This is a genomic window from Kitasatospora sp. NA04385, from assembly GCF_013364235.1.
Lineage (GTDB): Bacteria > Actinomycetota > Actinomycetes > Streptomycetales > Streptomycetaceae > Kitasatospora.
In genome coordinates this window covers 363,696-389,379 of sequence record NZ_CP054919.1, presented here as the reverse complement: position 1 = coordinate 389,379, position 25,684 = coordinate 363,696, and the positions used below count along the sequence as shown (strand labels likewise).

Annotated in this window: 17 protein-coding genes, 2 pseudogenes and 4 riboswitches; of the genes and pseudogenes, 3 read left to right on the top strand and 16 right to left on the bottom strand. The window is 75.5% G+C overall.

The annotated features are described in order from the left end of the window. Positions 1–20 precede the first annotated feature (20 nt). The 6 genes and pseudogenes from HUT16_RS01675 to HUT16_RS01650 form a co-directional block, all read right to left on the bottom strand. Positions 21–455, bottom strand: a complete 435-nt coding sequence (locus HUT16_RS01675) for an acyl-CoA thioesterase (protein WP_176184726.1) — start codon at positions 453–455, stop codon at positions 21–23. A gap of 178 nt (positions 456–633) precedes the next feature. Further along, positions 634–786: riboswitch (cobalamin riboswitch) on the bottom strand. A gap of 133 nt (positions 787–919) precedes the next feature. After that, on the bottom strand, positions 920–1,732 hold the full coding sequence (locus HUT16_RS01670) for an ECF transporter S component (protein WP_176184724.1): 813 nt from the start codon (positions 1,730–1,732) through the stop codon (positions 920–922). A 34-nt stretch (positions 1,733–1,766) separates the two neighbouring features. Then, the gene (locus tag HUT16_RS01665) at positions 1,767–3,392 is read right to left on the bottom strand and encodes an ABC transporter ATP-binding protein (protein ID WP_176184722.1); all 1,626 of its coding nucleotides are present in this window, start codon (positions 3,390–3,392) and stop codon (positions 1,767–1,769) included. Between the two features lie 130 nt (positions 3,393–3,522). Beyond that, positions 3,523–4,599: pseudogene (locus HUT16_RS01660) on the bottom strand (CbiQ family ECF transporter T component); the annotation flags it as partial. Continuing rightward, on the bottom strand, positions 4,596–5,654 hold the full coding sequence (locus HUT16_RS01655; protein WP_254897588.1) for a hypothetical protein: 1,059 nt from the start codon (positions 5,652–5,654) through the stop codon (positions 4,596–4,598). The gene HUT16_RS01655 and the pseudogene HUT16_RS01660, both read right to left, overlap by 4 nt. Then, the gene (locus HUT16_RS01650) at positions 5,651–8,503 is read right to left on the bottom strand and encodes a prenyltransferase/squalene oxidase repeat-containing protein (RefSeq protein ID WP_254897587.1); all 2,853 of its coding nucleotides are present in this window, start codon (positions 8,501–8,503) and stop codon (positions 5,651–5,653) included. The genes HUT16_RS01655 and HUT16_RS01650 overlap by 4 nt, the downstream gene beginning before the upstream one ends. A gap of 122 nt (positions 8,504–8,625) precedes the next feature. Further along, positions 8,626–8,697, bottom strand: a riboswitch (cobalamin riboswitch). A 260-nt stretch (positions 8,698–8,957) separates the two neighbouring features. After that, positions 8,958–9,027: riboswitch (cobalamin riboswitch) on the top strand. A 262-nt stretch (positions 9,028–9,289) separates the two neighbouring features. Here HUT16_RS01650 and HUT16_RS37705 point away from each other — a divergent pair. After that, on the top strand, positions 9,290–10,636 hold the full coding sequence (locus tag HUT16_RS37705; RefSeq protein ID WP_176192425.1) for a prenyltransferase/squalene oxidase repeat-containing protein: 1,347 nt from the start codon (positions 9,290–9,292) through the stop codon (positions 10,634–10,636). Between the two features lie 89 nt (positions 10,637–10,725). Here HUT16_RS37705 and folP read toward each other — a convergent pair. Next, positions 10,726–11,611: pseudogene (gene folP / locus HUT16_RS01640) on the bottom strand (dihydropteroate synthase). Positions 11,612–11,782: 171 nt separating this feature from the next. Here folP and metF point away from each other — a divergent pair. Further along, positions 11,783–12,700 (top strand): methylenetetrahydrofolate reductase [NAD(P)H], encoded by a 918-nt coding sequence (metF, locus tag HUT16_RS01635; protein WP_176184718.1) that lies wholly within the window; start codon positions 11,783–11,785, stop codon positions 12,698–12,700. Positions 12,701–12,767: 67 nt separating this feature from the next. Here metF and metE read toward each other — a convergent pair whose 3' ends face one another. The 5 genes from metE to aceA form a co-directional block, all read right to left on the bottom strand. Beyond that, positions 12,768–15,074, bottom strand: coding sequence for a 5-methyltetrahydropteroyltriglutamate--homocysteine S-methyltransferase (gene metE / locus HUT16_RS01630; RefSeq protein WP_176184716.1), 2,307 nt, complete (start codon positions 15,072–15,074; stop codon positions 12,768–12,770). A gap of 153 nt (positions 15,075–15,227) precedes the next feature. Next, a riboswitch (cobalamin riboswitch) is annotated at positions 15,228–15,468 on the bottom strand. A 144-nt stretch (positions 15,469–15,612) separates the two neighbouring features. Beyond that, the gene (gene cobF, locus HUT16_RS01625) at positions 15,613–16,374 is read right to left on the bottom strand and encodes a precorrin-6A synthase (deacetylating) (RefSeq protein ID WP_176184714.1); all 762 of its coding nucleotides are present in this window, start codon (positions 16,372–16,374) and stop codon (positions 15,613–15,615) included. Positions 16,375–16,410: 36 nt separating this feature from the next. Beyond that, positions 16,411–17,280 (bottom strand): 3-hydroxybutyryl-CoA dehydrogenase, encoded by an 870-nt coding sequence (locus tag HUT16_RS01620; RefSeq protein ID WP_176184712.1) that lies wholly within the window; start codon positions 17,278–17,280, stop codon positions 16,411–16,413. Further along, a complete protein-coding gene (aceB, locus tag HUT16_RS01615; protein WP_176184710.1) occupies positions 17,277–18,920 on the bottom strand; it encodes a malate synthase A in 1,644 nt (547 codons plus the stop codon). Before aceB ends, HUT16_RS01620 begins: the two co-directional genes overlap by 4 nt. A 133-nt stretch (positions 18,921–19,053) precedes the next feature. Next, positions 19,054–20,346 (bottom strand): isocitrate lyase, encoded by a 1,293-nt coding sequence (gene aceA / locus HUT16_RS01610; protein WP_176184708.1) that lies wholly within the window; start codon positions 20,344–20,346, stop codon positions 19,054–19,056. A gap of 366 nt (positions 20,347–20,712) precedes the next feature. On the opposite strand from aceA, the gene HUT16_RS01605 reads away from it, so the two are divergent. After that, positions 20,713–22,140, top strand: a complete 1,428-nt coding sequence (locus tag HUT16_RS01605) for a short-chain fatty acyl-CoA regulator family protein (RefSeq protein WP_176184706.1) — start codon at positions 20,713–20,715, stop codon at positions 22,138–22,140. A 101-nt stretch (positions 22,141–22,241) separates the two neighbouring features. On the opposite strand, the gene HUT16_RS01600 is transcribed toward HUT16_RS01605, so the two are convergent. The 4 genes from HUT16_RS01600 to HUT16_RS01585 all read right to left on the bottom strand — a co-directional run bounded on the left by HUT16_RS01600 (position 22,242) and on the right by HUT16_RS01585 (position 25,621). Next, on the bottom strand, positions 22,242–22,658 hold the full coding sequence (locus tag HUT16_RS01600; protein WP_176184704.1) for a hypothetical protein: 417 nt from the start codon (positions 22,656–22,658) through the stop codon (positions 22,242–22,244). Positions 22,659–22,704: 46 nt separating this feature from the next. Further along, positions 22,705–23,652 carry a helix-turn-helix transcriptional regulator gene (locus HUT16_RS01595; RefSeq protein WP_176184702.1) on the bottom strand — a complete coding sequence of 316 codons (948 nt, stop codon included), beginning with the start codon at positions 23,650–23,652 and terminating at the stop codon, positions 22,705–22,707. Positions 23,653–23,658: 6 nt separating this feature from the next. Then, positions 23,659–23,901: a hypothetical protein gene (locus tag HUT16_RS01590; protein ID WP_176184700.1), complete on the bottom strand. Its 243-nt coding sequence runs from the start codon at positions 23,899–23,901 to the stop codon at positions 23,659–23,661. A gap of 757 nt (positions 23,902–24,658) precedes the next feature. Then, positions 24,659–25,621, bottom strand: a complete 963-nt coding sequence (locus tag HUT16_RS01585) for a YafY family protein (RefSeq protein WP_176184698.1) — start codon at positions 25,619–25,621, stop codon at positions 24,659–24,661. Between the last annotated feature and the right edge of the window lie 63 nt (positions 25,622–25,684).

Below are 25,684 nucleotides of genomic sequence, written 5' to 3'. Positions count from 1 at the left end.
CCGGGCGGTCGGGCCGTCGGTCAGGCGGGGGACTCTTCGGGCGGGTCGGGGAGCAGGGCCGGGACGGGGTGCGGGCGGCTGTCGGGGCCGATCGCGACGAAGACCAGGCGGGCCGTCGCGACGTCGGTGACCGGGCCGGTCAGGTTCCAGCGCTCCGAGGTGACGGCCACCGAGACGTCCATGGAGGTGCGTCCGGCGCGTTCGACCCGGGCGTGGACGGTGAGCAGGTCGCCGGCCCGGACGGGGGCGAGGAAGGACATCCCCTGCACGGAGGCGGTGACCGCGGGAACGCCCGCGTGGCGACCGGCGGCCGCGGCGGCGGCGTCGTCGATGAGCTTCATCACCACGCCGCCGTGCACCGTCCCGTAGAGGTTGGTGTCGTGCTCGCTCATGATGTGGGCCAGCCTGACGGCGGACTCGGCCGGGGTGCGGGCGGGGGCGGGGGTGGTGGTCATCGGGCGGTCACCCCGGATCGGGCGGGTCGGACGGCGTGCTGCACGGAACTCTCCTTCGCGAGTTCGCGGACCCGGGCACGCGGACGGGGCGGCCGGACCGGTGAGCGTCCGCCGTCGCCGCCGCCCGCCCTCGGGGTCGCGGTGGGGCCGCGGACCACCGTGGTCCGCGGGCAGCGGCAGGTCTTCGGACTCGCGGGCACGCCCACCCCGTGAGGAGGTGGACTCCTACTGGCCGTCGCTTCCCGGGCCCGTGCGGGCCCAGTGCGTATGACGGCGGTCGTTCCCGCTCACCGCTGCGGGGCAGTCCCGGATTCCCACCGGGTTCCCTCTTGCGACGCACCCGCCCTGGAGGGGCGGGGCGAACCGGCTGCGCTCGCCACTCTACGTCCACCGCACCGCCCCGGAGGCCCGGGGGTGGTCCGGGTTCCGGCAGGTCGCAGGCGTGCGGTCGGCCCGGGGCCGGGCTACCGGGGTGCGGCGGAGAAGTGCACCGGCGCCTCGAAGGCGGCCCGGCGGGCGGCGCGGCGGAAGACGGCGAGCACGGCCGGGCCCGCGAGCAGCACGGCCAGCGCGGTGGTGACGGCGCGTCCGGTGTCCCAGCCGAGCGAGGTGGCCAGGTCGAACAGCAGGTAGCGGTGCCACTGCTCGGTGAAGGGCAGGCCGGGCAGGTAGGCGATCGAGCTGTGCGGGTCGAGGGAGAACGGCCAGAACGAGAGGTTCAGCAGGAAGCCGAACAGGTAACCGGACAGCGCCCCGTACCCGGCCAGCAGCAGCACCTCGGCCCGGCCGCGCAGCCGGGGCAGCAGGCCCGCGACCAGGCCGACGAAGGCGCAGCCGAACATCTGGTACGGCATCCACGGGCCGACGCCGCCGGTGAGCAGCGCGGAGGCGAACAGCGAGGTGCAGCCGAGGGTGAAGCCGAAGCCGGGGCCGAAGACCCGGCCGGCCAGCACGAGGAGGAAGAAGACGGTCTCGACGCCCGCGGTGCCGGCGCCGAGCGGGCGCAGCCCGGCGTTGACGGCCGAGAGCACGCCCAGCATGGCCAGCGCCTTGGCGTCGATGCCGCCCGAGGCGATCTCCGAGACCACCACGGCCAGGATCAGCACCAGCAGCGCCCCGAAGATCAGCGGCGGCGCGTACGCGGACCCGAAGCGGCCCGGCGCGACGACGAACGGCCAGGTGAAGGCCACCAGACCGGCGAAGGCGGCGCCCGCGATCACGGCCCGGGCCCGGAGCGGGATGCGGACGGCCCGGACGGCCCGGGCGGCGGCGCTCATCGGGCCGCCTCCGGGGCGGGGAGGGCGGCGGCGCTCATCGGGCCGCCTCCGGGGCGGGGAGGGCCGCGGCCACCTGGCGGACCGTCAGCCACGGGAGCGGGGCGAGCACCTTGGCGGTCTGCGGGGCGAAGACCGGCGAGGCGGTGAGCACGGCCGGGGCCGGACCGTCGGCGACGACCTCGCCCTCGGCCATCACCACCACCCGGTCCGCGGCGGCGGCCGCGAACTCCACGTCGTGGGTGGCGACCAGCACGGCCCGGCCCTCGGCGGCCAGCCGGTCGACGATCGCGGTCAGGGCCTCCTTGGCCGGGTAGTCCAGGCCGCGGGTGGGCTCGTCGAGCAGCACGACGGGCGGGGCCGCGGTGAGCTGGACGGCGAGGACGAGGGCCAGTTGCTGGCCCTCCGACAGGTCGCGCGGGTGCAGCCGGCCCGGGATGCCGGGGGCGAGGGCGTCGAGCAGGGCCCGGGCGCCCCGGCCCGGCGCGGGCCCGGACTCCCGGTCGGCCTGGGCGAGTTCGGCGTCCACCGTGTCCAGGTACAGCAGGTCGGACGGCGTCTGCGGGACCAGCCCGACCAGCCGCCGGGCCGCCGCCGCGGGCACCCGCTTCGGGTCCCGCCCGTCCACCCGCACGGTGCCGCCCTGCCGGGCGCCCGAGCCCTGCAGCGCCCACAGCAGCGAGGACTTCCCGGAGCCGTTGCGCCCCATCAGCGCCACCACCTGCCCGGCCGCCAGGTCGAGCGAGACCTCCCGGACGGCGACCTGCCGTCCGTGCCGGACCACCACCCGTTCGGCGGTGAGCACCGTCTCCCCGGCGGCGCCGGTGCGCCGCGGCGGCGGCACGGGACGCGCGGAGAGCCGCTCGCGCAGCGGCCCGGCGGCCCGGCGGGCGTCGCGCACCGACAGCGGCAGCGGGTGCCAGCCGGCCAGTCGGCCCAGCTCGACGACCGGCGGGGCGATCGCGGTCGCGGCGAACAGCTCGGCGGGCGGCCCGTGCCGGACGGTGCCGTCCCCGGGCAGGTACGCGACGCTGTCGGCGTACTGCACCACCCGCTCCAGCCGGTGCTCGGCCAGCAGCACGGTCACCCCCAGGTCGTGCACCAGACGGGTGATCGCGGACAGCACCTCCTCGGCCGCGGTCGGATCGAGCGCCGAGGTCGGCTCGTCCAGCACCAGGACGCGCGGGTGCGCGGTGAGCACCGAGCCGATCGCCACCCGCTGCTGCTGGCCGCCGGACAGCTCGTGCAGCGCCCGGTGCCGCAGCTCGGCCAGGCCCAGCAGGTCGAGGGTCTCCTCCACCCGCTTGCGCATCACCTCCGGCGGGACGGCCAACTGCTCCATCGCGTAGGCGAGTTCCTCCTCCACCGTGTCGGTGGTGAACCCGGCCAGCGGATCCTGCCCCACCACGCCCACCACGTCGGCGAGTTCGCGCGGCGGGTGGTGCGCGGTGTCCCGCCCGTCGACCGTCACCCGGCCGTGCAGGGTGCCGCCGGTGAAGTGCGGCACCAGCCCGTTCACCGCGCCCAGCAGCGTCGACTTGCCGGAGCCGGTCCGGCCCACCACCAGGCACAACTCGCCCTCCGGAACGGTCAGTCCGACATCCCGGAGGACCGGCTCGGACGCGCCGTGGTACACCACGGAGACCTGGTCGAAACGGATCACTCGGACACCTCGGAGAGTTCGCGGTCGGCGGCGGGGCGCGGGGACGGCCGGGCGGGGCGCGGGGACGGCCGGGTGGGGCGCGCGGACGGCCCGGCGGGGCGGTCGGCGGGCGGCCCGGCCGTCCCCGCGCCCCCGCCGCCCCGGCCAGCAGCAGGGCCAGCGCCGGGACCGGCGGGAGGGAGGGCCAACTCAGCGGGTACAGCGAGGGGTTGAGGTCGGTGGCGGCATAGCCGACGGTGACGCACAGCAGCACGGCGGCGGCGACACCGCACCCCGCCACCCCCCACTCGGCGCCCCGCCACGGATCGGGCCGGTACGTGGTGCGCCGCACCCGCCGCCCGCCCAGCGCCAGGCCCGCCACGCACAGCGCCGACCCGGCCGCCAGCCCCGGCAGGCCCAGCCAGGCCGGGGCCGTCCCGTCCAGCAGCCCGTACAGGCCGGTGCACAGGCCGCCCATGCCCGACAGCAGCAGCGCGCCGGTGAGCCGCCGGGAGGCCCGGGTGGCGGTGCCGGAACGGCCGTAGCCGCGCGAGTCCATCGCCGCCGCCAGGTGCAGCGAGCGGTCCAGTGCGTCGCTCAGCACCGGCACCGCGATCCCGCGCAGCGCCCGCAGCCCGCCGGTCTGCCCGGCCCGCAACCGCCTTGCCCGGCGCACCCGTTGGACGCTCGCCACCAACTGCGGGGCGACGCTCAGCGACACCGTCACCGCCACCCCCAGCTCGTACAGCGCGCCCGGCAGCACCCGCAGCGCGCGCTTCGGATTGGCCAGCGTGTTGGCCGCGCCGATGCAGCACATCAGGCACGCCAGCCGCAGCCCGTCCACCGCCGAGGACAGCACCGCCTCCAGCGACACCGGGCCGCCGATCTCGATGCCCGCGTACCAGGCGGGGGTGGGGAGGTGCGGCAGAGTGAGGATCACGTGGTCGTCCGGCGTCACCCCGGTGGCGAACACGCACCGGAACAGCACCCGGATCGCCACGATCGTCAGCGCCAGCCACAGGTAGTACCGGAAGCCGCGCGCCCACGGGGCCTCGGTGCGGCGCGCGGTCACCACGAAACCCAGCACCGCCAGGACCAGCAGGAGCAGCAGCGGATTGGTGGTCCGCGACGCCGCTGTGCCCAGCGCCAGCGCCCACGCCCACCAGGCCAGCGGGTGCAGGTCGCGCGGGATCCGCCGGCCGGAGTCGACCGCCTCGCGCGGGCTCACTCCTCGGCCGGCCCGTCACCGGCCGCCCGGCGGCGGCGCACCGCCACCACCGCCGTCGCGGTGCCCAGCGCGGCCACCAGCGCCACGCCCGTCACCACCGGGGCGATCGAGCCGGAGGAGCGGCGCGGGGCGTCCCCGAGCGGGGCGGCGTCCATCGGGGCCGGGGAGGTGCCGCTCGGGGCGGGCGACGGGGAGCCGGTGGGCGGCGCGGAGGGTGAACCGGAGGGCGCGTCGGAGGCGGTCGCGGCGGCGGACGCGGAGTCCGACGGGGCGGGGGAGGGCGGCGTCTCGGCGGCGGGGTCGGTGGGTGGCGCCCCGTCCGAACTGCCTCCGGTGCCACCGCCGTTGCCGGTGCCGCCGTTCTTCGGGGCGCCGGTCGCGGCCTTCGTCGCGCCGCCCCCGGTGCCGCCACCGCTGCTGGTGCCGCCGCCACCGCCGGTGCTGCCGGTACCGCCGTTCGTGCCGGAGCCCGAAGTCGATCCGCCTGAAGTCGAGCCGCCCGGAGCCGAGTTGTGGGCGCGCACCGAGTCGGGCGAGAAGGACGGGCCGCCGCGGGTGCCGCCGATGTCGGTCTCGCCGAACACCCAGGCATCGACGCCGCCCGGCACCGGCTTGTAGCTCATCGCCCCCAACTGGCTGTAGGACCAGGTGTTCTGGCCCGGATCGGCGTGCCAGTACGACCAGTACGCGGTGGCCGGCGGGGTCAGCACGCACTTCTCCTGCTCGGGCGGCGGGAACTGTTTGCCGCCCTGGTAGCCGCTGTACCCGATCCGGCAGATGAAGCCCGGGCCGTCGTGCTGGGTGCCGGTGGTCTTCCAGCCGCCCTGGTTGAGCAGTTGGTAGCCGGTGGTGGGCGTGCTGCCGCAGGCGCGCAGCACCGGGCCGCCCCAGCGGCCGAAGTCGATGGCCAGCACCACGTTCTGGCTGGTCGTGCACTGCTCCATCGGCAGCGCCGCCGCCCGCGCGGGCGACGGGGCCAGCCCGCCGAGCGCCACGGCCAGCACCGTGCCCGCCGCCGCGCCCAGCCGGGCCGGACGGGCCAGGCGCCCGCTCACCTGCTGCCCCCGTCGGCCTTCGTCCGGCGCCGGACCGCGACCAGCACCGCACCGCCGGACGCCGTCAACAGCAGCCCGGGGACGACCAGTTCGAGCGCCTCGGTGCCGGTGAACGCCAGCCCGTCGGAGGTCGAGCCGCCACCCGTCGAGGTGTCCACCACCGTGCCGGGAGCGCCGCTCTGCGAGGGCGCGGCAGAGGCAGAGGGGGAGGGGGACGGCGGCGAGGAGGGGGACGGCGAGGGCGAGGACGAGGGCGAGGGCGATCCGGTCGGCTCCGCGGAGGACGACGGGGACGGGGACGGGGAGCCGCTGGGCTCCGGGGTGCCGTCGTCCAGGTGGTGGCTGAGGGTGCCGAAGGAGCGGCCGGTGGCCCCGCCCGCGGCCTGGGCGGAGGCGCGCACGTCCGAGGTGCGCGGGCCGTCGGCGGCGACCGTGAAGCCGCCGTCCGCGTTCTGCTGCCCGGCCAGGAACTCGGTGGCCCGGGCGATCCGCGCCGCGTAGCTGCCCTGGCGCAGGCTCAGGCCCTGGAGGGCGAGGGCGGCCGAGTTGACCGAGTCGCCCGCCGTGCCGGGGAAGCCGCCGTCCGGCAACTGCTGGGCGGCCAGCCAGGCCAGCGCCCGTTCGACGGCCCGCTTGCTCTCCGGGTCGTCCAGCAGGTCGAGCGCCATCGCCGCCATCGCGGTGGAATCCACGTCCGGGGTGCGGGAGTTGGGGATCAGGCTGGGCCAGGAGCCGTCCGCGTTCTGCAGGCCGCGCAGGTAGCCGGCCGCGGGCCCGGCCTGCTCGGCGTGCCCCGCCCGGACCTGGGCCAGCACGCCGAGGGCCTGCGAGAACACCGACTGCGCCCACTGGTAGTTGCCGGGCCCGTCGCAGCCCGCGTTCGGGTCGGCGTGGTCGCACACCAACTTGTCCAGGGCGGCGATCAGGTCCTGCCCGCCGAAGTTCCGCGGATCGCGCCCGACGATCTCGGCGAGCAGCGCTTCCTTGCCGATCGAGCCGCCGCCCGCCCACTCGGTGCCGATCGCCGACCAGTCGTTGACGGAGCGCTCGGCGCCGTCCTTGCCCTGCCCGTCCAGGAAGTCGGTGATCCGGCGCAGCGCCGCGTCGTCGCTCCCGGTGGCGGCGAGCGCGTACGCGGTGTCGATGGTCAGGCCGAAGTCGGCGAACCCGGAGTCCGGGAAGGCCTCGTAGTAGTGGCCGTCCAGCAGCCGGGCGGGGGCGGTGAGGTAGGCGCCGGCCTTGGCCAGGTCCGGGGTCCAGGCGGGCTGCGGGGCGTCCGACTGCCGCAGCACGGTGGACGGGTCGGTGCCGGTGAAGGCGAGGACGGCCTGCTCGGTGGCGGGCGCCTCGGAGTCCGGCGCCCACTCGTCCGGGCCGAGGCCGCCGTCGCCGTTCTGCCGTCCGGTCAGCCAGGCGGTGGCCCGGTCCGCCTCGGTGGTGCGGCCGGCCGCCCGCAGGGCCTGGGCCGCGGCGGCGGTGGAGAAGGTCTCGGGCGAGCCGCCCGGGTAGGGGAGGAAGGACCCGTCGGCCTGCTGCTGGGCGGCCAGCCAGGCCACCGCGCGGTCCAGGACCTGCTGCCGCCCGCCCGCCAGGTGCAGGGCGAGCACGCCCTCGGCGGTGGACAGCGGATCGGACTCGCAGTACTGGCCGGGGCGGATCAGCGTCCCGGCGAAGCCGCCGTCGCCGCACTGCACCCCGGCGAACCGGTCCAGCACGGCGGGCGCCGGGACGACCCCGGCGCGGGCCAGCGCGATCACGCCGAGCGCCTGGTTCCACGGGTTGGCGGCGCCCTGGAAGTCCCCGGCGGCGCTGCACTGCCCGGCCCGGCCGGCGGCGTCGCAGACGTGGTCGGTGAGCGCGGCGATCAGGTCGCGGCCGCCGAAGGAGCGCGGGTCGTGCCCGGTGGCCTCGGCGACCAGGGCCAGCATCGCGGCGGCCCGGGCCCCGGGCACGGCGTCGGCGGACGTGCCGTCCGGGAACAGGAACGCGTCGGCGTGCGCGGCCAGGTACGCGGTGACCCTGCGCAGCGCGGCGTCCTGGGTGCCGGAGCCGGCCAGCGAGAGCGCGGTCAGCGCGGTGCGCGGGAAGTCGACGGTGTCGTCGGCCGGGTTCACCATGTGGTCGCCGTCGGTCAGTCGGCCGGCCAGCCAGGCCGCGGCGGCGGCCGGGTCGGCGGTGCGGGCGGGCGGGGTGCTGCTCGGGCTCGGGCTCGGGGACGGCGACGGGCTCGGGTCGGCGGGGGAGGACGACGGGGACGGGCCGGTGGTGTTCTTCGCCCGCACCTCGTCCGGGGTGAACCGCGGTCCGCCGCCGCCCCCGTCCAGGTCGGTCGCCCCGTACACCCAGGCTTCGACCTCGCCCGCCTTCGGCCGCTGCCCGTCCGCGCCGAAGCGGCTGTACGTCCAGGTGGCGGCGCCGGGTTCGGCGATCCAGTACGACCAGTAGGCGGTGGCCTGCGGGGTGGTGGTGCAGGGCTCGGTGGCGGCGGTCGGGTACCGGGTGCCGGTGGCGAACGCGTCGGTGCCGATCCGGCAGACGAAGCCGGGGCCGTCGTGCACGGTGCCCTCGGTGGTGAACCCGGCGTGGTGCAGCAGGTTCATGCCGGTGCTCGGGTGGGCGTCGCAGCCGCGCACCAGGCCGCCGCCCCACGGGGAGAAGTCGACCGCGACGATCGCGCCGGTGGTGGCGGTGCACTGCTCGATCGGGTCGGCGGCCGCCGTGCCCGGGTGCCCGAGCAGCAGGGTGCCGGTGCTGGCGGCCGCGACGAGCGTGGCGAGCAGGACGGCGGCCGGGCGGCGGCCGAGGGTTCTGGACGGGTGCGTGCTGGTGCTGCTGTGACTGACCCTCACCGGTGACTCCCTGATCGGGTCGTGGCGGGGTGTGACAAGGCAGCGGACGGCGGACGGGCCCCCGTACCGACTGCGCCGTAGTCCGCGACGACGCATGTGGTGCTGACGAACCCCCGGCCGCAGGCATTCCGGCTCCCCCGTCGCACGGACGGGGCCACGGTTGCGGGTCAGCGCCGGATTCGGACCGGCTTCCCCTGACTGCCGAGGTGGAAAACCCGTTCATCAGACCACGCGTTCCGCAGGGGAGTCAACGAGTGGTCAGGAGGCCGGAGCCGCGCGAGGGGCGCGGGGGAGCGCGGGGCGGGGGCTCGGACGTGGTCTGCAAAGAGTCCTTCGCGGAAGGAAGTTGACGGTACGTCGGAGCTGCGGCGCCGGGTCGGCCGGCTCGGCGGTGTCGGGTACGTCACCTGTCGGCGGCGGTCTCCGTGGGGTACGGTCCCCGGTGGCCGCGCAGGGGAACCCGGTGGGAATCCGGGACTGACGCGCAGCGGTGAGGGGCCTCCACGCGCCCGAGTCCGAATGCCTGCCGGCCGTGCACCACGAGCGAAAGCCACCCACGCGATCCGGGCGGCGGCCGCCCCGAACTCCGGCCGGACGCCCGCGCGCCCGGCGGTGGAACGGGGACGCGTCGGCGCCCCGACCCAAGGAGTCCGCCGTGACCGCCGCGAACCGTCCCGCCGCCCGCACCGCCCGGGCGCCCCGCACCGCCGGACCGCCCGCACCGCCCGGACCGCCCGCACCGTCCGGGCCGCCCGCCCCGCCGCCGTCGTCCTCGCCGCGGGCGCGCTGCTGTGCACCGCCGTCCCCGCGCAGGCCGCCACGCCCACCCAGATCGCCACCTCGAAGACCAACGGCGTCGCCTACCTGAAGACCCTGCAAGCCGCCGACGGCAGCTACGTCACCTCCGGCGGGCTGTCCAACGAGTGGGCGTTCAGCGCGCTCGCCGCCGCCGGGACCGCCGCCGTGGACGTGCTGCCCGGCAGCGACCCGGCCAAGAACGCCCGCACCGTCTACCGGGGCCAGCTCGCCGCCGGCACCTGGCCCGGCGGGTCCCCGGTGGTCACCGACTACGAGCGGGCCATCCTCAACTCCTACGCGGCCGGCATCGACCCGGCCCGGGTCGGCGCCGGACGCAACCTGGTCGCCGACCTCGCCGCCTACTGGCAGAGCGCCGAACCCGGCTACTGGGGGCCGTCCGCCAACTTCAACGGCACCGTCTTCGGCCTGCTCGCCCTCGGCGGCGCCCGCACCCAGGCGGGCGGGCAGCGCGTCCCGCAGGCCCTGCTCGACGCCACGGCCGCCGCCGTCCGCGCCAACCAGCACACCGACGGCGGCTGGAACTACAGCAAGGCCGCCGGGAACCCGACCGAACTCGCCAAGACCTCCGACATCGACATGACCGGCGCCGCGATGGCCTCGCTCTGCGTGGCCGGGGTGCCGAAGACCGACAGCGCGATCACCTCCGCCGCGAGCTTCCTGTCCGCCAACCTGAACGCCAACGGCTCGTTCGCCGCCATGTGGGGCCCCAACACCGACTCCAACGGCTGGGCGGTCTCCGGCCTGAACGCCTGCGGCATCAACCCGCAGGGCGCCGCGTTCACCAGCGGCAGCGGCAAGACCCCGGTCGACTACCTGATCTCCCTGCAGTTCAACCCCGGCGGCGGCTTCAAGTACCAGTCCACCGACACCACGCCGTCCGCGTACGCCTCCGTGGACGGGCTGCGCGCGGTGGCCGGCGCCGGGTTCACCGCCGCCCCGCCCACCCCCGTCACCTCCGGCGCCCCCACCTGGGTCGCCACCTCCGCGTTCACCTCCGGCACCGCCGCCCGGGTCGCGCTCACCGTCGACGACGGCACCGGCAGCCTCAAGGTCTGCGCCGTCACCCTCACCCCGACCGGCACCACCACGACGCTCGGCGCCGTCCTGGACGCCGCCGCCACCGCCACCCCGAGCGGCTGCGTCACCTCCGTCACCCCCTCCAGCGGCACCGGCACCGTCACCGCCGTCAACGGCACCGCCAACGCGGGTGCCAACACCTGGAAGGTCCGCCTCGACAACGGAACCTCCACCGCCGCCACCCGCGCCACCACCGTCAACGTCGGCGACACCGTCGCCCTGCGCTACGGCAGCTGATCTCCGGCGAGGCCGGGCACGGGCGGGGGCACGACGGACACACCACCTGCTCCCCGCGCCGGCCCGTCCCCGGCCGTCCCCGCCGCGGACTAGCCGCCCCGGAGGGCCGGTTCGCACCCCGCGTGCGGGGCACGGACCGGCCCGTCGGCGTTCTCCGGGACGGGGGAGACCGGTCCGGGCGGGGCCGGCCGACCGGCCGCCGCGGCCACCCGTACCGCGTCCGCGCTGGCGCGGACCTCGTGCACCCGCACCGCCCACGCCCCGGCCAGTGCGGCCAGGGTGCTCACCGCGGCCGTCGCGTCGTCCCGCTCGTGGACCGGGCGGGGCGCGCCGGTCGCCGGGTCGGCCAGCAGCTCGCCCAGGAAGCGCTTGCGGGAGGCCCCGACCAGCACCGGGCGGCCCAGCGACCGCCAGGCGTCCAGCGCGGCCAGCAGCGCCCAGTCCTCGGCCCGGGAGCCGGTGAAGCCCAGCCCGGGATCGACCAGCAGCTGCCCCGGGTCGACGCCCGCCGCGACCAGGGCGTCCAGCTGCCGGCCGACCGCCGCGACCGCCCGCACCGCCGCGCCGCCCGCGGCCGGGCGCTGCCGCTGCTCGGCGGGGCCCCGCCAGTTCATCACCACGAACGCCGCCCCGTGGCCGCCGCCACCGGGCCATCGCCGGGTCGGCCCGGCCGCCGCTGACGTCGTTGACCAGCCGCGCCCCGGCCGCCACCGCCGCCTCGGCCAGGCCCGCCCGCACGGTGTCCACGCTGACCAGCACCCCCTCGGCGGCCAGCGCCCGCACCACCGGCAGCACCCGGGCCCGCTCCACCTCGGCCGGCACCCGCACCGCCCCCGGCCGGGTCGACTCGCCGCCCACGTCCACCAGGTCGGCGCCGGCCGCGACCAGGGCCAGACCGCGGGCGACCGCGGCCCGCGCGGACGGCCACCGGCCGCCGTCCGAGAACGAGTCGGGAGTGACGTTCACGACGCCCATCACCGCGCACCTCCCCCATTCCGGAATGCCCGGAAGAGCGCCCGAAAATACTCCTGAACCACTCATTCGTCTCCTCCCGGCCCGCCCGTTCGGCGGAAATGAACCGGCCATTTCGTATCACATGTCGGACAGTGGCAGATCATTCCGCCGACGGCTCGTTAGCATTCCGTCATGACGCTGGGATCCTCTTCCATCCGGACCGACCGTGCCGCCACCGTCGCCGAACTCCTGGCCACCGGACGGCGCTCCTACTCCTTCGAATTCATGCCACCGCGCAGCGCCGAGGCCGAGGCCGGCCTGTGGGCCGCGATCCGCCGCCTGGAGGCGCTGGCGCCGACCTTCGTCTCGGTGACGTACGGCGCCGGCGGCTCGACCCGGGGCCGCACCGTCGCCGTCACCGGGCGGATCGCCCAGGAGACGACGCTCACCCCGGCGGCCCACCTGACCGCCGTCGGGCACAGCGTGGCCGAGCTGCGCAACATCCTCGGCCACTACGCCGACCAGGGCGTGCGCAACATCCTCGCGCTGCGCGGCGACCCGCCCGGCGACCCGCTGGGCCCCTGGCACCGGCACCCCGGGGGCGTGGAGTACGCCGCCGACCTGGTGCGCCTGATCAAGGAGTCCGGCGACTTCTGCGTCGGCGTGGCGGCCTTCCCCGAGCAGCACCCGCGCTCCCCGGACCGGGCCGCGGACCTGCGGCACTTCATCGCGAAATGCCGCGCGGGCGCCGACTACGCGATCACCCAGATGTTCTTCGAAACGGACGGCTACCTGCGTTTCCGGGACGACCTGGAACGCGCCGGATGCGCGACGCCGATCATTCCGGAAATCATGCCGGTCACCACGGTCCGCTCGCTGCGGAGAATTCCGCAGCTCAGCACGGCCGTGATTCCGTCCCGCCTTTCGGACGCGCTGGAGCGGAACGAGGGCGACCCCGCCGCAGTGCGGGCGATCGGCATCGAATTCGCCACCGAAATGTGCCGGAGGCTGCTCGCCGAGGGTGCGCCGGGAATCCATTTCATGACCATGAACTTCTCCACGGTCACCACGGAGATCTACCGCAACCTCGGGCTGCCCGGCTCCGGCTGACCCCCTGCGGCGCACCCCGCCCCGCCTCCCCGGGAGCCGGTGGAGTGGCGGGGCGGGGTGCGGCGGGTCAGTCGGCCAGCTCGGCGCGCAGGGTGCGGGCGGCGGCGACCAGGCTGTCGATCGAGGCGCGGGTCTCGGGCCAGCCGCGGGTCTTCAGGCCGCAGTCGGGGTTGACCCACAGGCGTTCGACCGGGATCGCGGCGAGCCCGGCGCGCAGCAGGCCGAGCGCCTCCTCGGTGCTCGGCACGCGCGGGGAGTGGATGTCCCACACGCCCGGGCCGACCTCGGCGAGGTAACCCGCCTCGGCCAGTTCGCGGGCCACCTGCATGTGCGAGCGGGCGGCCTCCAGCGAGATCACGTCGGCGTCCAACTCCTCGATGGCGCGCAGGATGTCGCCGAACTCGGCGTAGCACATGTGGGTGTGGATCTGGGTGTCGGCGCGGACGCCGGAGGTGGTGAGGCGGAACGCGTCGGTGGCCCAGTCGAGGTAGGCGGGCCACCCGGCGCGGCGCAGCGGCAGGGTTTCGCGCAGCGCGGGCTCGTCGACCTGGATGACGGCGGCGCCGGCGGCTTCCAGGTCGTTCACCTCGTCGCGCAGGGCGAGGGCGACCTGCTGGGCGGTGTCGGCGAGCGGCTGGTCGTCGCGGACGAAGGACCAGGCGAGCATGGTGACCGGGCCGGTCAGCATGCCCTTGACCGGGCGGTCGGTCAGGCCCTGCGCGTAGGCGTACCAGTCGACGGTCATCGGCTGCGGGCGGGAGATGTCGCCGGCCAGGACCGGCGGGCGGACGTAGCGGGTGCCGTAGGACTGGACCCAGCCGTGCCGGGTGGCGAGGTAGCCGGTGAGCTGCTCGGCGAAGTACTGCACCATGTCGTTGCGTTCGGGCTCGCCGTGCACCAGCACGTCCAGCCCGGCCTGCTCCTGGTACGCGATCACCGCGCGGACCTCGGCCTCCATCCGCTTGCGGTAGTCGGCCGCGTTCAGCCGTCCGGCGTTCAACTCGGCCCGGGTGGTGCGCAGTTCGGTGGTCTGCGGGAAGGAGCCGATGGTGGTGGTGGGCAGCGGCGGCAGCTGGAGGCGGGCGCGCTGGGCTTCGGCGCGCTGCGGGTAGGGCTGGGCCCGGCTGGTGTCGGCGTCGGTGACGGCGGCGGTGCGGGCCCGGACGGCCGGGTCGCGGGTGATGGGGGAGGTGGTGCGGGAGGCCAGGTCGGCGCGGTTGGCGGTGAGCCGGGCGGTGACGGCGTCGGTGCCCTCGCGCAGGGCGCGGGCCAGCAGGGCCACTTCGGCGGCCTTCTGGCGGGCGAAGGCCAGCCAGCGGGCGATCTGCGGGTCGAGGTCGCGTTCGGCGGCGGCGTCCAGCGGGACGTGCAGCAGCGAGCAGGAGGTGGCGACGTCCACCGTGTCGGCGAGGCCGAGCAGGGTGCCCAGGGTGGTGAGGGACTTGCCCAGGTCGTTGATCCACACGTTGCGGCCGTCGACCACGCCCGCGACCAGCCGCTTGCCGGGCAGCCCGCCGAGGGCGGCCAGGTCGTCCAGGTTGGCGGCGGCGGGCCCGGTGAAGTCGAGGGCCAGGCCCTCGACGGGGGCCTTGGCCAGCACCGGCAGGGCTTCGCCGAGCCGGTCGAAGTAGGAGGCGACCAGCAGCTTCGGCCGGTCGGCCGGGGCGCCGAGCTCCCGGTAGGCGCGGGCGGCGGCGTTCAGCTCGGCCGGGGTGCGGTCCTGGACGAGGGCGGGCTCGTCCAGCTGCACCCAGGCGGCGCCGGCCGCCCGCAGGTCGGCCAGCAGCTCCGCGTAGACCGGCAGCAGCCGGTCCAGCAGGGTGAGCGGCTGGAAGTCGGCGGGCGCGTCGGGCGCGGGCTTGGCGAGCAGCAGGTAGGTGATCGGGCCGACCAGCACCGGGCGGGCGGCGTGGCCGAGCGCGAGCGCCTCGCCGAGCTCGGCGACGGCCTTGGCGGGATTCGCGGCGAACACCGTGTCCGGGCCCAACTCGGGCACCAGGTAGTGGTAGTTGGTGTCGAACCACTTGGTCATCTCCAGCGGCGGTGCCTGCTGGGTGCCGCGGGCCATCGCGAAGTACCCGGCCAGCGGGTCGGCGGCCACCGCGGCCCGGTGCCGGGGCGGGATCGCGCCGACGGCGACGGTGGTGTCCAGCACGTGGTCGTACAACGAGAAGTCGCCGGTGGGGACTTCCTGGACGCCCGCCTCGGCGAGCTGCTTCCAGTTGCTCCGGCGCAGGTCGGCGGCGGTGGCCAGCAGGGCTTCCGCGGTGACGGCGCCCTTCCAGTAGCCCTCGATCGCCTTCTTCAGTTCCCGGTTGCCGCCCTGGCGGGGGTATCCGTGAACGGTTGCCGCGGCTACGGACTTCGTAGTCAAGGGGACTCTCCTCGCGAGCCTTGATCCTGGGGCCGGTGCACAGGAGGGCGCGCGGGGGTGGCGAGACCGGGCGGGGTGCGGCGCCGGAGCGCGCGTGCCCGCCGGGTGTCCGTGCCGACCCGCCCTCGAGGTCACCGGCTACCGGGTGCGAACGTTCGCACCCGGGCAACGGGCAGGTCTTCGGACTCGCGGGCACACCCGGGGGATCGAGATCGTTCCCGGGCACCTACTGGCCGTCGCTTCCCAGACCCTCCCGGGCCCAGTGCGTATGACGGCGGTCGTTCCCACTCACCGCTGCGGGGCAGTCCCGGACTGGCCGTTAAAGGCGTCACCGGGTTCCCTCTTACGACGCCCCGCCTGGCGGACGGGGCGAACCAGTCGCGCCGCCAGTGTAGAACGGACCGGGCGGATTCCGGCGCGAACTCCCGAACCCGTCCGATCCGTGGGACGGGTTTCGGACAGGACGGGCTCGGTCGGATCGGGTTCCGGACAGGACGGGCTCGGTCAGGACGGGCTCCGGACGGGACGGCGGTCGGGTTCAGCCGTCGGTGCGGCGCAGCAGGTAGCTGTCCATCAGCCAGCCCTTGCGCTCGCGCGCCTCGGCCCGCAGCGCGGCGATCCGGTCGGCGTGCTCGGCCAGCGGGCCGGAGACCAGGATCTCGTCCTCGGTGCCCAGGTAGGCGCCGTAGTGGATGTGCACGCCCGCCGGGTCGATCTCGGCGAACGCCCCCTGCCCGTCCAGCATCACCACCGCGTCCTCCGCACCGGGCCCGAAGCCCTCGGCGGCCAGCCGCCGCCCGGTGGTGATCCGCACCGGCCGCGCGGTGCGGGTCAGCGTGGTGCGGTGCCGGGCCGCCAGGACCGACACGCTGCTGATCCCGGGGACCACCGTGTAGGCGAACCCGGTGCGTCCGCGCGCCAGGATCCGGTCCAGCACGGCGGTCACGCTGTCGTACAGCGCCGGGTCGCCCCACACCAGCAGCGCACCCGTCCCGCCGTCCGGGACCTCCTCGGCCACGGCCCGCTCCACCAGGTCCGCCCGCCGCTCCCGCCACTCCTCCACGGCCTGCGCGTACGCGGCCGTGCCGCGGTCCCGGGCCGGGTCGACCAGCTCGACCACCCGGTGCCCGGGACGGCCGTGCTCGGCGATCATGTCCCGCCGCAGCCGCATCAGGTCCTGCCGTTCGGCGGGCTTGTCCAGCAGCAGGAACACGTCGGTGCGGCCGATCGCCTTGACCGCCTCCAGGGTGAGGTGGTCGGGATCGCCCGCACCGATGCCGATGACCAGAAGAGTGCGCATGGCCACGATTGTGCCCCCACCGCACCCGGCCGGCCGTCAGGGGGCCGGGTCGTACCGGTGGAAGCCGCGCCCGCTCCGGCGGCCGAGCAGGCCCGCCTCGACCATCCGGGACAGCAGCGGGGACGGGGCGTGCAGCGGCTCCTTGTCCTCGTCGTACATCGCGCGGGCGATCGCCTCGACGGTGTCCAGGCCGATCAGGTCGGCCAGCGCGAGCGGGCCCATCGGGTGGGCGCAGCCGTGCACCATGGCGGCGTCGATGTCGGCCGCGTCGGCGTGCCCGCCCTCGGCCATCCGGATCGCCGAGAGCAGGTACGGGACGAGCAGCGCGTTGACCACGAAGCCCGCCCGGTCCCGGGCCCGGACCACCCGCTTGCCGAGCACGTCCCGGGCGAACTCCTCGACGCGGTCGGCCACTTCGGGCGCGGTGTGCAGCGACGGGACGAGCTCGACCAGCGGCATCACCGGCGCCGGGTTGAAGAAGTGCAGCCCCAGCACGCGGGCGGGGCGGCCGGTGGCGATGCCCAGCCGGGTGACCGGCAGGGCGGAGGTGTTGGTGGCGATCACCGCCTCCGGGTCGGCCAGGACCTTGTCCAGGGCGGCCAGCAGGCGCAGCTTCAGCGGCTCGTCCTCGGGGACCGCCTCGACGGTCAACTGCCGGTCGGCGAGGGCGTCCAGGTCGTCGGTGAACAGCAGGTGCGCCCAGGCGTCGGTGCGCTGCTCCGCGCTGATCCGGCCGCGGTCGGCGGCCCGGTGCAGCGAGCGGTCGATCCGGCGGCGGGCGGCGCGCAGCCGGTCGGGGCCGTCCTCGCAGACCACGGTGTCCAGGCCGGCCCGGGCGAACACCTCGGCGATGCCGGAGCCCATCTGCCCGGCGCCGAGCACCGCGACCCGGCGCAGCGCGCTCACCGGGCCACCGCCGGGGCCGGGGCGGTGGTGCGGACCAGGTGGCGGGCGTACGCGGCGGTGGTGAGGAAACCGGGCAGCTGCTCGCCGAGCGCGGTCTCCGCCAGGATCCGCACCGCGTCGTCCACCCGCGCCGGGTCGGCGCCCTCGGCGAGCAGCGCGGCCCGTTCGCGGTCGATCAGCCGCCGGACGGTGCCCGGGGTGGCGAGCGAGCCGCCGGTGAGCCGGGTGCGGTGGTGCTGCCACTGCCAGAGCTGGCAGCGGGCGATCTCGGCGGTGGCGACGTCCTCCATCAGGCCGAACACGGCGACCGCGCCGGAGCCGCCCAGCCAGGCGGTCAGGTAGCGCAGCGCGACGGCGGCGTTGGCGCGCATCCCCTCCTCGCTGGGCAGCCCGGCGGTCAGCCGGTGGACGGCCAGCAGGTCGGCGGCGGTGACGTCGACGTCCTCCCGGGTGCGCTCCAACTGGTGCGGTCGCCCGCCCAGCACGGCGTCGAAGGCGGTGCGGCAGGTGTCCACCAGCGCGGGGTGCGCCACCCAGGAGCCGTCGAAGCCGTCGCCGGCCTCGCGCTCCTTGTCGATCCGCACCCGGGTCAGCGCGGCCTCGTGGGCCGCCGGGTCGCGCTGCGGGACCGCTGCGGCCATGCCGCCGATCGCGTGCGCGCCGCGCCGGTGGCAGGTGCGCACCAGCAGGTCGGTGTAGGCCCGCAGGAAGGGCTGCGTCATGGTGAGGGTGGCCCGGTCGGGCAGCACGAACCGCGGCCCGGCCTGGGCGAAGTTCTTGATCAGCGAGAACAGGTAGTCCCACCGCCCGGCGTTCAACCCGGCGGCGTGGTCCCGCAGTTCGTAGAGGATCTCGTCCATCTCGAACGCGGCGGTGACGGTCTCGATCAGCACGGTGGCGCGGATCGTGCCGTACGGCAGGCCGAGCGCGGCCTGTGCGAAGGTGAACACCTCGTTCCAGAGCCGGGCTTCGAGGTGGTTCTCCAGTTTGGGGAGGTAGAAGTACGGGCCGTGGCCGCGGTCGATCTGGCGCTGCCCGCAGTGGAACAGGTGCAGGCCGAAGTCGACCAGGGCGGCGACGGTGGGGCGGCCGTCGATGAGCAGGTGGTGCTCGTCCAGGTGCCAGCCGCGCGGGCGGACCACGACGGTGGCGAGTTCGGCGGCGGGCTTGAGCGCATACGCCTTGCCCCGGGCGTCGGTGAAGTCGATCCGCCGGTCGAGGGCGTCGATCAGGTTGAGCTGGCCGGTGACCAGGTTGTGCCAGGTCGGGGCGGTGGCGTCCTCGAAGTCCGCCAGCCACACCCGGGCGCCGGAGTTGAGCGCGTTGACGGTCATCCGGCGTTCCGGCGGGCCGGTGATCTCCACCCGGCGGTCCGCCAGCCCGGGCCCGGCGCCGGCCACCCGCCAGCTGTCGTCGGCCCGGACGGCGGCGGTGCCGGGGAGGAAGTCCAGCGTGCCGCCGCTCGCCAACTCGGCGGCCCGGCGGGCGCGTTCGGCGAGCAGGGCGGTGCGGCGGCCGGCGAAGACCTCGTGCAGGCGGGCCACGAACTCCAGGGCGGCCGGAGTGAGGACCTCCTCGAAGCGGTCCTCGGGCACGCCGAGGACCTCGATGCTGGTCTCGGTGCGGCTGGTCGGGCTCATCCGGTACTCCAGGGGCAGTCGGCGGGGATCGGGGGGTGGGGCCCGGGGCCTCGTCCCTCAACGAGGCCCCGGGCGGGGCGGGCGGCGGCCGTGGAGCCCCCGCGTCCTGCCGGGGCGGCCGCCGCGGGGCGGATCAGTGGAACTGCTCGGCCTCGGTGGAGTCGGCCAGCGCGAGCGTCTCGGCGTGCGGGTTGAGCGCGGTGGAGACCAGGTCGAACCAGCCGGTGCCGACCTCGCGCTGGTGCTTGACCGCCGTGTAGCCGTCCGCGGCGGACGCGAACTCGGCCTCCTGGAGCTCCACGTACGCGGTCATGCCGTGCTCGGCGTAGCCGCGGGCCAGCCGGAACATCGAGTGGTTCAGCGCGTGGAAGCCGGCCAGCGTGATGAACTGGAAGCGGTAGCCCATCGCGCCCAGCTCCCGCTGGAACTTGGCGATCTGGTCGTCGTCCAGCGCGGCCTTCCAGTTGAACGACGGCGAGCAGTTGTACGCGAGCATCTTGTCCGGGTACTCGGCCTTGACCGCCTCGGCGAACTCCCGCGCCTGGGCGAGGTCCGGGGTGCCGGTCTCCACCCAGAGCAGGTCCGCGTACGGGGCGAAGGCCAGGCCGCGCGAGATCACCGGCGCCATGCCCGGCTCGACCCGGTGGAAGCCCTCCGCGGTGCGCTCGCCGGTGCAGAACCGGGCGTCGCGCTCGTCCACGTCGCTGGTCAGCAGGTTCGCCGCCAGCGCGTCGGTGCGGGCCACGACCAGCGTCGGCACGTCGGCCACGTCGGCGGCCAGCCGGGCGGCGTTCAGGGTGCGCACGTGCTGGGCGGTGGGGACGAGCACCTTGCCGCCCAGGTGGCCGCACTTCTTCTCGGACGCCAGCTGGTCCTCGTAGTGGACGCCCGCCGCACCGGCCGCGATCATGCCCCTGGTCAGCTCGAAGGCGTTCAGCGGGCCGCCGAACCCGGCCTCGGCGTCCGCGACGATCGGCACCAGCCAGTCCGGGCCGTCCTGGCCCTCGGCGGCGTCGATCTGGTCGGCGCGCAGCAGCGCGTTGTTGATCCGGCGCACCACCTGCGGCACCGAGTTCGCCGGGTACAGGCTCTGGTCCGGGTAGGTCTGCCCGGCCTGGTTGGCGTCGGCGGCGACCTGCCAGCCCGACAGGTAGACCGCCTCCAGCCCGCCCCGGACCATCTGCACCGCCTGACCGCCCGTCAGCGCGCCCAGCGCGGGCACGTAGTCGCGCTCGTGCAGCAGCCGCCACAGCCGCTCGGCGCCGCGCCGGGCCAGCGTGTGCTCCTCGCGCACCGAACCCGACAGGCGCACCACGTCCTCGGCCGTGTAGGTGCGCTCGATCCCCGCCCAGCGCGGCTCGGACGCCCAGCGCGCCTCCAGGGCGGCGGCCCGCTCCCGCTGCTGCTGCCGAATGGACTGCGACATGATCCGCTCCCGAGGGTCATGGGGCCCGACGAGGGTGCCCCTGCGAAGGGTGTGACGATCCTCACCGCGCGCGGCGGGAGGGCGGCCGGAGGAGTCCGGACGGCGGTCCGGCCGTACCGGTCGGCTGCTGTACGGTCCGGTCGTTGCTGGGCCGTTCGGCGGCTGTTGTGCCGTTCAGCCGTTGCCGCGCCGTCCGGCGGCTGCTGTGCCGTCCGGCCGCACCACGACTCTGGCAGCGCGCCGACGGCCCGTCACCACTGGACGGCTGCCGAGAACTGCGAAGATCCGCGCGGCTTTCTGCGAATCCTGCGAACCCCCGCGAAGGCGGCGACCGGCTAGGCTGCCCGGACGGCGGGAGGGGACACCATGGGCAAGACGTACGCGGGCGCGCGGCTGCGCCGACTGCGCGAGGAACGCGGCCTCAGCCAGGCCGCGCTGGCCCGGGCCCTCGACCTGTCGCCCAGCTACCTCAACCAGCTGGAGCACGACGCCCGCCCGCTCACCGTCCCCGTGCTGCTCCGCCTCACCGAGGAACTCGGCGTCGAGGCGGGCTACTTCGCCCCCTCCGACACCGCCCGGCTGAACACCGAACTGCGCGAGGCGATGGCCGCCGAACTCGCCGCCGGACGCCTCACCGCCGGAGACCTGGACGACCTCGCCGCCCGGCTGCCCGCCGTCGGCCGCGTCCTGCTCGACCTCCAGCGCACCCGCCGCGACACCGCCGAACAGCTCGCCGTGCTGGCCGGCGACCGCGGCCTGCCCGAGCCCGAGACCGCCCGCACCCCGCACGAGGAAGTCCGCGAGTTCTTCTACCGCCGCACCAACTACGTCCACGAACTCGACCTGGCCGCCGAGCGGTCGGCAGCCGACACCGGACTGCGCCGGGGCACCGCCCACAGCGCCCTGGCCGAGCGGCTGAGCAGCGCGCACGGGGTGCGGATCACCACCTCCGACGGCCTCGGCGACCGCCTCCACCGCTACGACCCCGGCACCCGCGTCCTGCACCTGGCCCCCGGACTGCGCCCCGGCCGGCAGGCGTTCCGGATGGCCACCGAACTCGCCCACCTGGAACACGGCCCGCTGCTGTCCGAGCTCGCCGCCCAGGACAACCCCGAGGGCTCCACCGCCTTCGCGCTCACCCGGATCGGCCTGGCCCACCACTTCGCCGCCGCGCTGATCCTGCCCTACGCCGCCTTCCACGCCGAGGCCGAGCGCTCCCGCTACGACATCGAGCACCTCGCCGACCACTTCGGCGTCGGCTACGAGACGGTCTGCCACCGGCTGTCCACCCTGCAGCGCCCCAGGCTGCGCGGCGTCCCGTTCAGCTTCGTCCGGGTCGACCGGGCCGGGAACGTCTCCAAACGGCAGTCCGCCACCCCGTTCCACTTCTCCCGCACCGGCGGCACCTGCCCGCTGTGGAACGTCTACGACGCCTTCGCCGCCCCCGGCCGGGTGCACGTCCAGGTCGCCGCGATGCCCGACGGCCGCCGCTACCTGTGGACCGCCCGCACCGTCACCCGCTCGCCCGGCGGCTGGGGGCGCCCCGGCAAGACCTTCGCCATCGGCCTGGGCTGCGAACTCCGGCACGCCCACCGCCTGGTCTACTCGGCCGGCCTCGACCTCGCCGACCAGGCCGCCGCCACCCCCATCGGCCTGGGCTGCAAGGTCTGCGACCGCCCCGCCTGCCCGCAGCGCTCGGCCCCGCCGCTCGGCCGCCCGCTCGCGGTGCGGGAACGGAGCAGCAGCTTCGTCCCGTACCCGATGGCGGACCGGCCGGACGACGGGGCCCGGTGACCAGGCCCGGTGACGGCGCGTCGAGCGCCTCGTACTCCGGCAGGACTTCGGCGTCCCGCCCGAGCGGCCGGCGGCGGTCGGCCGGTCAGCCGGTCCGCCGGTCAGCCGGGTGCGGGGCGGGCGGCCCGGTCGGTGAGGGTGCGGAGGTGGACGTGGACGGTCGCGGCCTCGGCTCCGGTGAGGTCGGCGATCACGTCGATGGGCAGGGCGAGGACGGTGTGCAGGAGGAGGGCGTCCTGCTGGTGCGGTTCGAGGTGGGCGGTGGGGCGGAGCCGGGTGGGGTCGGCCAGGGCCCGGACGTGGTCGCGGACCGCCTGCCAGGCGCAGGCGGCGGGGCTGGAGGTGGACAGGATCTGCGGCCAGGTCTCGGCGAGGGCGTCGAAGGCGTCGTCGATGGCGCGGTGGGCGTCGGCGGCGTGCAGCAGCAGTTCGGCGTAGCGCAGGTAGTGCCGGCGGTGCAGGTCGTGGAGGGCGGTCAGGTCGAGGCGTCGGTGCGGGCGGGCGCGGTGGGCAGGCATGGCGGTGGCCCCTCGGGTCGGGCGGGGCGGGCAGGGGCGGTCGGTGTCAGGGCGGGCTCGGTCTCGTCGCCCATCGGGGTGCGCGGGTGCGGCGTGGGACGCGGATGGGCAGGCCGGAGGGCGTGTAGCCGCCGAAGGGCAGGTTCGCCACCGGGCCGTTCTCGTTGAGCTCGTGCACGGTGAGTCCGTGGGAGTGCAGGAAGTTGCGGTCGCCGCTGGTGAGGGTGTGGAAGCGGGGCCGGGCCGCCCCGGTGGCCGTGTCGGGGGCCGGCGCGGGGGCCAGCACGCTGACCCGGAAGCTGACGGTGGTGGATTTCCTGCGGGCTTCCTCGAAGCCCGGCATGTCGGCCCCCTGGTACCAGGACCGGGGGGTGGCGATGGTGTCGCCGCGCTCGGCCCGGTTCCAGGCGGCCACCCACTCGGTTTCCCGGCGGCCGTCGCCCATGGCGCGGACGAAGGCGAGGATGTGCCGGAGGTCGGGGACGGCTTCGGCGCGCAGGATCGCGCCGAGGCTGCTGGCCGGCAGGAGCCAGCCGCCGCCGTCCGTGCGGCCGGCCAGTTCCTGGAGCTGGGCGAGCGAGGGCTGCCCGCCGCGGGCCCGCAGGCCGATCATGGCGCGGCGCAGGTTCACGTAGTCGGAGATCAGGCGTGGTTGGGTGGCCAGGACGTCGTACCACTTGGCGGCGATGTCCCCGCCGAAGGCGTCCGCCTGTGCTTCCTGGCGGCACCGGTGCTCGGCCCAGCGGGCGTTGCGCCACAGGCGGCGTGCGGTGCGCAGGTCGGCGCCGCAGATGCGGGCGTAGGCCTCGGTGAGTTTCCAGGTGGGTACGGTGCGGCCGCTGCAGGCCCGGGAGAGGGCGGTGGAGGTGTAGTCGCTCTGCTCGGCCATCGCCGCGTAGGTCAGGCCGCGGACCTGGCGTTGGGCGCGGAGCCACAGCGCCAGGTCCGCGAGCTGCCTGGTGGAGGCGACGACGGCTTTCTCATGCCGTCCCACGGTGGGTCAGGCGCGGTCGGCCGTCGGGGTGCCGGGTGCGCGCAGGCCGGTGACGGCCCGGCGGGCGGCGTAGGTGACGGTGCCTATCAGGCCGGTGATGGCGATGTTCGGCAGCCCGGCGAGGGCGAGGGCGCCGGCGGTGAGGACGATGACGACGACGACCAGGGCCTCGGCGACCGTCAGCGGCCGCCCGACGGGACGCGGGGCCGGGGCGGGGCCGATGGACGCCGGAGGAGTGGATGTGCGCATGGGTGTGCCTTTCGTGGACTTCGCGGGCTTCCGTGAGCAGCAGTCGCGCCCGCGAGCGGACGCGACTGTGGACTGCACCAACACGGTCCGGCGGGGCTTCCCGACCCCGTGCGCCGAACCGGTGTGATCCTCTCACCGGTGACACACCGCTCACAATCCGTATCCATCGCCGCAGGGGTTTTGATTCCGTTTCCACCACCGTGCCACCCCTGAAAGAGCACGCGCGGGCCGCGGAAGCGTATCTACGGCCCGGTATAGCCGCAGGTCATTGATGGACACGGGACAGGATTCATTCATTTTCGACCGAGCCGCATTGCCGACCCCGGCGAGGGAATGACACCCTGGCAACAGCGCGACCTTTCGGCCACGGCCGGAGCTTCCCTGGCGCAGTGGCTGCACCACGAACAAGGGAACTGGGCATCACCGCGACTTCCCGCGCGGCGCCCGCGAGGGTGGCACGCCTCAGGGCGGAGCCACCCTTCGCTTTTCCCGCTCGGCGGTCGGCGGTCGGCGGTCGGACGCCGGAGTCGCCGGGGCGCGGCCGGCATCCGGCCCTGCACCCGATGGGCAGCTCGTCCCGGCAGGGCGAGCTCCTCGCGGACCTCGCTGAACCGTGCGGAACGCCCGTGGAGTTCTGGCCGAGTGCCTCCGACCGGCTCCGCCGACGACCCCAGTACGCGTGGAGCGGGGGGCAGTGGTGCGTCCGCAGACTTCAGCCGCGACGACGGGAGCACCCCCCCGGTGTCCCGGTCAGGAGTCAGGAGGTCGGCGGCGCGTAGTGGCGGGCGAGATCGGTGGCGAGGTCGCGGAGGCGGTCCCTGGCCTCGGCGGGGCCGTGCACGGTGACGGCGCTCCCGAACGGCAGCAGGGCCCGCACGTCCTCCAGGTGCAGGAAGCGGATCGTCACCCTGCGGCCGTCGAAGGCGTCGTCGTGGTCGCCCGGGACGAGTCGGCGGCCGAAGATGCGTTGCGCCCGCCCGATCTGGTGCAGGTCGATGGTGGCGCTGACCTCCACCGCGTGGTCGTGCTCCCACTGGTCCACGAGCGCTGCCGTGACGGTGGCCAGGGTCTGGCCCGTGCGCAGCCGTCGTGGCCGGTCGACTTCGTTCCACGTCGTGATCCGTTCCAGCCGGTACATCCGCGGCACTCGGGCACAGTCGGCGATGAGGTACCAGACGCCGGCCTTGGCGAACAGGCCGTAGGGATCGACGACCAGGTCGCGCCGGGAGGGGGAGCGCGCGCTGTCGTACCCGATCCGCAGCCGGCTGCCCCGCCGCACCGCGCCGATCAGCGGGGCCGGAGCCGCGCCGGACGCCGCTGCCTGACGCCAGGGGCGGCTGTCCACGTGCACCACCTCGGTGAGCGGCAGGAGTTCATGAACCCGACGCGGCTGTGCGGCGGCGATCTTGGAGAGCGCGCGGCGGCTCTCGGCCGAGGCGTCGAGCTCCGCGCGCTGCTTGTCGTCCAGCCCGGTGAGCAGCAGGTGGTCACGCTCGTCCGGTGTGAGCCGCGCGAGGTCGAGGCCGGACCCGGGCACCAGGGCCACCCCTCCGAAGCGGCCCCGCTGTGCGGTCACCGGCAGGCCGGCGTCACGGAGCCAGTTGAGGTCCCGGGTGATGGTGCGCAGCGACACCCCGAGCGCGGAGGCGAGTTCCTGCGTGGTGGCACCCTGCCTCGATTCGAGGAGCAGCATCAGGTGGAAGAAGCGGTCCGGGGTCACGTCCTCGATCTTCACAGGAATTGCGACACGATGCGGCGCATATTCCGGCCAGGCTGGTGGCCG

Bases quoted from the DNA above. Each gene is read 5' to 3' on its own strand.
- HUT16_RS01675 (WP_176184726.1), bottom strand. From the start codon at position 455: ATGACCACCACCCCCGCCCCCGCCCGCACCCCGGCCGAGTCCGCCGTC.
- HUT16_RS01670 (WP_176184724.1), bottom strand. From the start codon at position 1,732: ATGAGCGCCGCCGCCCGGGCCGTCCGGGCCGTCCGCATCCCGCTCCGG.
- metF (WP_176184718.1), top strand. From the start codon at position 11,783: ATGACGCTGGGATCCTCTTCCATCCGGACCGACCGTGCCGCCACCGTC.
- cobF (WP_176184714.1), bottom strand. From the start codon at position 16,374: ATGCGCACTCTTCTGGTCATCGGCATCGGTGCGGGCGATCCCGACCAC.
- aceB (WP_176184710.1), bottom strand. From the start codon at position 18,920: ATGAGCCCGACCAGCCGCACCGAGACCAGCATCGAGGTCCTCGGCGTG.
- aceA (WP_176184708.1), bottom strand. From the start codon at position 20,346: ATGTCGCAGTCCATTCGGCAGCAGCAGCGGGAGCGGGCCGCCGCCCTG.
- HUT16_RS01605 (WP_176184706.1), top strand. From the start codon at position 20,713: ATGGGCAAGACGTACGCGGGCGCGCGGCTGCGCCGACTGCGCGAGGAA.
- HUT16_RS01600 (WP_176184704.1), bottom strand. From the start codon at position 22,658: ATGCCTGCCCACCGCGCCCGCCCGCACCGACGCCTCGACCTGACCGCC.
- HUT16_RS01590 (WP_176184700.1), bottom strand. From the start codon at position 23,901: ATGCGCACATCCACTCCTCCGGCGTCCATCGGCCCCGCCCCGGCCCCG.